General features: G+C 64.0%; 5 protein-coding genes and 1 pseudogene. 5 read left to right on the forward strand and 1 reads right to left on the reverse strand.

The features are described 5' to 3' along the window. From Q0520_RS04300 to Q0520_RS04315, 4 genes are all read left to right on the forward strand, one after another. A partial coding sequence (locus tag Q0520_RS04300; RefSeq protein WP_298667042.1) for a TrpB-like pyridoxal phosphate-dependent enzyme occupies positions 1 to 1,188 on the forward strand: 1,188 nt, incomplete at its 5' end. 114 nt (positions 1,189 to 1,302) lie between these two features. Continuing rightward, on the forward strand, positions 1,303 to 1,470 hold the full coding sequence (locus Q0520_RS04305; RefSeq protein WP_298667043.1) for a hypothetical protein: 168 nt from the start codon (positions 1,303 to 1,305) through the stop codon (positions 1,468 to 1,470). A gap of 37 nt (positions 1,471 to 1,507) precedes the next feature. Next, a complete protein-coding gene (locus Q0520_RS04310) occupies positions 1,508 to 2,992 on the forward strand; it encodes a glutamate synthase-related protein (protein ID WP_298667044.1) in 1,485 nt (494 codons plus the stop codon). Positions 2,993 to 3,120: 128 nt separating this feature from the next. Then, the gene (locus tag Q0520_RS04315; RefSeq protein ID WP_298667045.1) at positions 3,121 to 3,702 is read left to right on the forward strand and encodes a DUF2179 domain-containing protein; all 582 of its coding nucleotides are present in this window, start codon (positions 3,121 to 3,123) and stop codon (positions 3,700 to 3,702) included. 19 nt (positions 3,703 to 3,721) lie between these two features. Here the strand turns inward: Q0520_RS04315 and Q0520_RS04320 are convergent, their stop codons facing one another. Then, positions 3,722 to 4,264 carry a class I SAM-dependent methyltransferase gene (locus tag Q0520_RS04320; RefSeq protein WP_298667047.1) on the reverse strand — a complete coding sequence of 181 codons (543 nt, stop codon included), beginning with the start codon at positions 4,262 to 4,264 and terminating at the stop codon, positions 3,722 to 3,724. 117 nt (positions 4,265 to 4,381) lie between these two features. Between Q0520_RS04320 and Q0520_RS04325 the strand changes: the two are divergent. Further along, positions 4,382 to 4,700: pseudogene (locus Q0520_RS04325) on the forward strand (hypothetical protein); the annotation flags it as partial.

A 4,700-nucleotide genomic window follows, 5' to 3' on the forward strand; every position in this document is an offset into this window, starting at 1 on the left:
ACGACAGAGCGCTCCGTCCCCATCCCCGACGAGGTGCGGGACATCCTCAGACTCTGGAGGCCGAGCCCGCTGTACAGGGCGCGGCGCCTCGAAGCCTACCTGAAGACGCCGGCGAGGATCTACTACAAGTGGGAGGGGGTCAGCCCGCCGGGGAGCCACAAACCGAACACGGCGGTGCCGCAGGCCTACTACAACATGAAGGAGGGGATCGAGAGGGTCGCCACCGAGACCGGCGCCGGGCAGTGGGGTTCCTCCCTCGCCTTTGCGACCTCCCTCTTCGGCATGGCCTGCACCGTGTACATGGTCAGGTCGTCCTATGCCCAGAAACCGTACAGGAAGAGCATGATGCAAGTCTACGGGGCCGAGTGCATCCCGTCGCCGAGTGAGAAGACGGCCGCGGGCAGGAAGGTCCTCGCCGACCATCCCGACACGCCGGGGAGCCTCGGCATCGCGATCTCCGAGGCGGTGGAGGACGCCGTGAGCCACAAGAACACGAACTACGCCCTCGGTTCGGTCTTAAACCATGTCTGCCTCCACCAGACAATCATCGGCCTCGAAGCCCGTGAGCAACTCGCCATGGAGGACGCCTATCCTGACATGGTCATCGGGTGCGTCGGCGGCGGATCGAACTTCGCCGGCATTGCCTTCCCCTTCGTCGGGGAGAAACTCCGCGGCAGGCACCCGGAGACAGATGTCGTCGGCGTCGAACCCGCCGCCTGCCCGACACTTACGAAAGGGCTCTATGCCTACGACTACGGCGACATTGCGGGCCTCACGCCCCTCCTGAAGATGTTCACCCTGGGCCACGACTTCGTGCCACCGGCGATCCACGCGGGCGGACTGCGGTATCACGGCGTCTCGCCCCTCGTCGCCCACCTCGCCGACTCCGGTGCGGTGCGGGCGGTCTCCTACCACCAGAGCGAGGTCTTCGAGGCGGCCCTCACCTTTGCGAGGACCGAGGGCATCATCGTCGCCCCCGAGTCGGCCCATGCCGTGAAGGCGGCGATCGACGCCGCCCTCGCCTGCCGGAAGACCGGGGAGGAGAAGGTGATCCTCTTCAACAACTCGGGCCACGGCAACTTCGACTTCGCAAGTTATGACGCCTATCTTGCGGGCGGCCTCCCCGACTATGAGTATCCGGCCGAACTGATCAGGGAGTCGCTTGCGCACCTGCCGAAGGTGGGGTGATACCTGCCCGGATTCCAGCCCTTTTTTTTCGCCATACTGTGGTAATCCCGGGAATCGGGATTATGGAAACAGTATTATAGTGCCGTCATGTATGGCAGGTGGAGGTACGGGAGTATGTACCCTGTCATGGCGGCGGAGACGGCAGAGGAGGAGCAGGTGGCCCCCTCTCTCTGCCCCTCCGCGCCGTGCCCGGACGTCGAGGCCCGCGGCGAGCATGGGAATGCTCCCCGGCTATCGGAGAGACAGGCCGCATCTGCACCAGATGCCGGGTCTATGAGATGATGGAGAGCAGTCCGGGATGTGAGGTCGGAGGTGCCGCATGGTGAGGTACAGGTGCGATGTCTGCCAGGTCTTCGAGTACGACCCCTTGCGGGGCGATTCGGTCACCGGCGTCAGGCCGGGCACCGAACCCTCCGCCTTTCCCGATGACTGGCAGTGTCCGGTCTGCCGATCAGACCGGTCCCACCTGAAGATCATTGAACCGGAACCGAAAAAGACCGTGGAACAGACGGTCGTCTGCCCTGTCTGCGGAGCCACACATGCCATCACGGTCTCCCATTACGGCCTCGGTTATACGGAGGGCTATCTCGGGGAATGGCGGCGGGAAGCCGACCTTCTGGAAGTTCACATGGCCGAGATCCACCGGATCGCCGCCACAGGGGAGTCGATAGTCGAGCCGATGCGGACGCGGCGGCCGGTCGTATCCTGGGACGACATCCTCGTCCTCGGCGCTCAACTGGCCCGGATACCCCTGAATGCCGACGAAGAGGTGAGGACGAGGACGGTGATCGGCCCGGAGGCCAGGCGCCCCCTGGTGATCGAGACCCCGGTCTATATTACCCACATGTCCTTTGGGGCCCTCTCCAGAGAGACGAAACTTGCACTTGCCCGCGGAAGCGCCGCCGTCGGCACGGCGATCGGGTCGGGGGAGGGCGGCATCCTCCCCGAGGTGCTGGAGGCCTCGCACCGCTATATCTTCGAGTACGTGCCGAACAGGTACAGCGTGACCCCGGAGAACCTTGCGAGGGTGGACGCCGTCGAGATCAAGATCGGGCAGTCTGTAAAACCCGGCATGGGAGGTGACCTCCCCGCGGAGAAGGTGACCCCCGAGATCGCGGCGATGCGGGGCGTCCCGCCCGGCACAGACGTCATAAGCCCGGCGCACTTCACGGAGATCAGGGACGCGGACTCCCTCCGTGCGGTCGTCTCTGACCTCAGGGCGGCGACGGGCGGCAGGCCCATCGGGGTGAAGATCGCCGCGGGCCACATCGAGGACGACCTTGCGGTGGTGACGGCCGCGGGCCCTGACTTCGTCACCATCGACGGGAGACCGGGTGCCACTGGTGCCGCTCCTCTCTTTGTGAAGGACGCCACATCGGTGCCGACGCCCTTCGCCCTCCACCGGGCGAGGACGTACCTTGACCGGCACGGCGGAGAGGGGATCTCCCTCGTGATCACAGGCGGCTTCAGGGTCTCCTCCGACTTTGCAAAGGCCCTTGCCCTCGGCGCAGACGCCGTCGCGATCGGGACCGCCGCCCTGATGGCCTGTGCCTGCCAGCAGTACCGCCTCTGCAACACCGGCAAATGCCCTGTCGGGGTGACGACGCAGGACCCTGTCCTGCGGGAGCGGTTGCGGGTCGAGATCTCGGCACGGCAACTCGAAAACTTCCTCCGCGTCTCGACGGCCGAACTCCGCGACTTCGCCCGTCTCACCGGTCACGACGACGTGCACGCCCTCTCCGTCGACGACCTCTGCACGACGGACACTGAGGTCTCCGGCTACACAGGTATCAGACATGCGTGAGAGGCGATGCGCTCCGGCGGTGACGCCGCCACACCTGCACCGTTTATCCGTCGAAAAACATCCGGAATGTGGGCCTCTACGGGCACACTTCTGCACCCCTATATAGTTGCGCCGTCGACCGCACCTCTATGGAACTCCTCTCTGCCGGCGTCCTGACCCCGCTCATCATCCCCCTCGTCGTCTTCGGGGCGCGGGCGATAGACGTCAGCCTCGAAACCCTGCGGATCATCCTCCTTGCCCGGGGCGGCCGCCTCCTCGTCCCGGTCATCGCATTCTTCGAGATCATCCTCTGGCTCCTCTCCCTCGGTCTCGTCGTCAACGACTACACAAACCCGGTCTTCCTCCTCTCGTACGCCGCCGGGTTTGCGACAGGGAACTACGCGGGCATTCTCCTTGAGGAGAGACTCGCTATGGGCCTCTGCGTCCTCCGCGTGATCACGCCGCGGGAGGACGCACCTCTTGTGGACGCCCTCAGGGCCACGGGTTACGGCGTGACCGTTGTCGGGGCCGAGGGCCTCCAGGGACCGTGCACCATCCTCTACTCGGTGGTGAAGCGCTGCGACCTCCCACGCCTCGCCGGTCTCATCGAGGGCATGAACCCCCGCGCCTTCACCACCATCGAGGACGTCCGCTCTGCGACGAAGGGTACCTTCCCCAGGTCGGGGCACCGCTCAGACTACCTGGGCCGGGTGACCAGGACGGGAAAGTGAGTATCCTCCAATTTATCCTTTATTTTGGGCGGCACCGGAGAAATGCCGCGGTTTCATGCTCGACCACCCACAGGCCCGATGCCCGGATCTTTTTCAGGGTCACCTCGCGCGGCTGGTGGCCGTCGTCGATCACCAGCACGCCGCCGGGCTTTATGATCCTGTGAAGTTCTCCAAGGAAGGCGGACGGGTCCCGGATCATGTGGAACATATCGAGGGCATAGACGAGGTCGGCGGTCCCGGCCGGGAGGCCCGAGTCATAACCCCGGGCGAGGACAGGGACGACATTGATAAGTCTCTCCTCCCTGACCCGCCTGACCACCGCCTCGATTGCCAGTTCATGGATGTCGACGGCATAGAGGCGGCCTGTCCTGCCGACCCGCCTGGACGCACCTGCTATATACCTGCCCGGACCGCAGCCATAGTCCACAACGGTCATCCTCTCCCTGATCCCGATCTGGTCAAGGAGTCTGTCGGGCGGCCAGATCAGATCCTGGATCCTGAAGAAGGCCGACATGATCCGGAAACCGGTGTCAGACATCCTCTCTCCAGCCCGCGCCTGCATGCCTGATCCTCCCCGCCCATTCATCTAAATGGGCAAGGAGGCCCCGGTCTTTCGGCCGGGGAGGAATTGCCCGTCACCTCCGATATCGTTTTGTGCTCCCATGATCAGCATATGCATGTGATCAGGACAATCACGTTCAAACTTCTGTTGCCTGAAGGTGGTCCCTCTACTCTCCTCGATACGATGAGGGCCTATTCTACTGCGTTCTCTGCCTCTGCACAGTGGGGGTTCGAGAACCAGACGTGGAGTAAGGTGGAGAACCACAAGGCGACCTACAAGGGTGTTCGTGAGTCTGTTCCTGATCTTCCGTCCTCTCTGGTGCAGGGTGTGCGAGACTGTGCGTGCGAGGCCCTGAAAGCCACCAAGTGTAAGACCATACCAGAACGAAAACACCTCGCCGCTATGCGATACAACCAGCGGGTCATTACGGTGAACC

Source organism: uncultured Methanofollis sp. (assembly GCF_937919355.1).
In the GTDB taxonomy this organism is placed as follows: domain Archaea; phylum Halobacteriota; class Methanomicrobia; order Methanomicrobiales; family Methanofollaceae; genus Methanofollis.

Bases quoted from the DNA above. Each gene is read 5' to 3' on its own strand.
- Q0520_RS04305 (WP_298667043.1), top strand. From the start codon at position 1,303: ATGTACCCTGTCATGGCGGCGGAGACGGCAGAGGAGGAGCAGGTGGCC.
- Q0520_RS04310 (WP_298667044.1), top strand. From the start codon at position 1,508: ATGGTGAGGTACAGGTGCGATGTCTGCCAGGTCTTCGAGTACGACCCC.
- Q0520_RS04315 (WP_298667045.1), top strand. From the start codon at position 3,121: ATGGAACTCCTCTCTGCCGGCGTCCTGACCCCGCTCATCATCCCCCTC.
- Q0520_RS04320 (WP_298667047.1), bottom strand. From the start codon at position 4,264: ATGCAGGCGCGGGCTGGAGAGAGGATGTCTGACACCGGTTTCCGGATC.